Source organism: Methanosarcina baikalica, assembly GCF_031461075.1.
Lineage (GTDB): Archaea > Halobacteriota > Methanosarcinia > Methanosarcinales > Methanosarcinaceae > Methanosarcina > Methanosarcina baikalica.
The window spans coordinates 1-1,428 of the sequence record NZ_JAVKPK010000147.1; the positions used below are offsets into that span (position 1 = coordinate 1).

1 protein-coding gene is annotated in these 1,428 nt (G+C 34.6%); it reads left to right on the top strand.

Annotated elements, in window-relative coordinates; translation table 11 throughout:
• The first annotated feature begins 45 nt into the window (after positions 1-45).
• Positions 46-1,137 carry an outer membrane lipoprotein-sorting protein gene (locus RG963_RS16450; RefSeq protein WP_310577354.1) on the top strand — a complete coding sequence of 364 codons (1,092 nt, stop codon included), beginning with the start codon at positions 46-48 and terminating at the stop codon, positions 1,135-1,137.
• Positions 1,138-1,428: the final 291 nt, after the last annotated feature.

A 1,428-nucleotide genomic window follows, 5' to 3' on the forward strand; every position in this document is an offset into this window, starting at 1 on the left:
TATTTAGAGAAAAACTAACTGTGAAAGATGATTAATATGACAACAATGAAAAAATTTAGATCAATATTTGTTCTGATTTTCATAGTTGTAGCCCTCTTTTCTTCAGGCTGCACGGAAAAAAACCTGAATGCAGAACAAATTGCATCCCAGATGATGGATAAAGAGAACAACACTCGAGATTATTCATACACAATGCACATGAACTCTTACTTTGGAGGGGAAAACAAGGAGACAGAATCCAAAACTATGTTCAAAAAGCCTAATATGATTAAAAGTATTGTAACAGAGCCCGGTAAAGAAAATCAAACTATAATCGTTTCAGATGGGAAAACCTTGTGGAGTTATACCCCAGATACCAATACGGTCACAAAAATAAAAATTTCCAAAGCTTCCGAACTTACGAAAAATGACTACACTAATATCATAGACAATTTCCTGAATGACACCAACGTAACAGTACTTGGCGTTGAGAACGTAGATGGAAGAAAAACTTATCTGCTGGAGACAACTCCAAAAGAAAACGACGGAGATTATGAACTGATATACAAGACGAAAATTTGGGTAGATCAGGAAACGTGGATGCCTCTTAGATATGAGACATATAACGGCGATGGAAATCTAACCATGAAATTAGAAATTAGAGACCTGAAAGTTAATACAGGAATCCCAGACTCTGAATTTAAATTCGAGGTTCCAACTGGCGCAAAAATAGTGGATTTGGGGGAAATTAAGCCCCCTGAAGAATTGAGCCTTGAAGAAGCTAGAAAGAAAGCCAGTTTTAAGATCCTTACTCCGAAGTACCTGCCTGAAGGCTATGAATTCAATAATTCAATGATCTACAACAACAGCATATATTCCTCTGAAAGCCAGATTTCTGAAACAGTCGAACTGACATACACAAAAGATAAAGCTATTATAGATCTCGCGGAAACCGTATCTAAGAACCAGTCCTCTGATGCTGCAGTTATGGATAAAAGTGAAGACATTAAGATTAATGGGATAGAAGGAAAATATGTTTCCATGGGGAAAATGAAACTTTTGACATGGAAGTTAGGAGATGTTAACCTGAGCCTTTGCGCTTCCCTGGAAAAAGACGAAATGTTGAAAATAGCGGAATCAATTTCTGAAAAGACATAAAACTCGTAATCCGCAGGAAAACAAAAACTAGAAAAAAGATAAAGATAGAAACTGCGATTTGAATGGTTATTACACGAATAAAGAAGGTGATAAACAATTTCCTTTCTTTTTCTGTTTATTCAATTCTAAAACTAACTTTTTTTTGAATTTGATATTATGAAAACTGAATTTTTTATGTGGGGTAGTATGCTAAAAATTCTGTAAATCACAGTATCAATAATTCTTGTATAGAAAATCAAGGCAGTGCGCCTAATTTTTTGTAAATTAAAAGTCAATTTTTGGGTACTATAT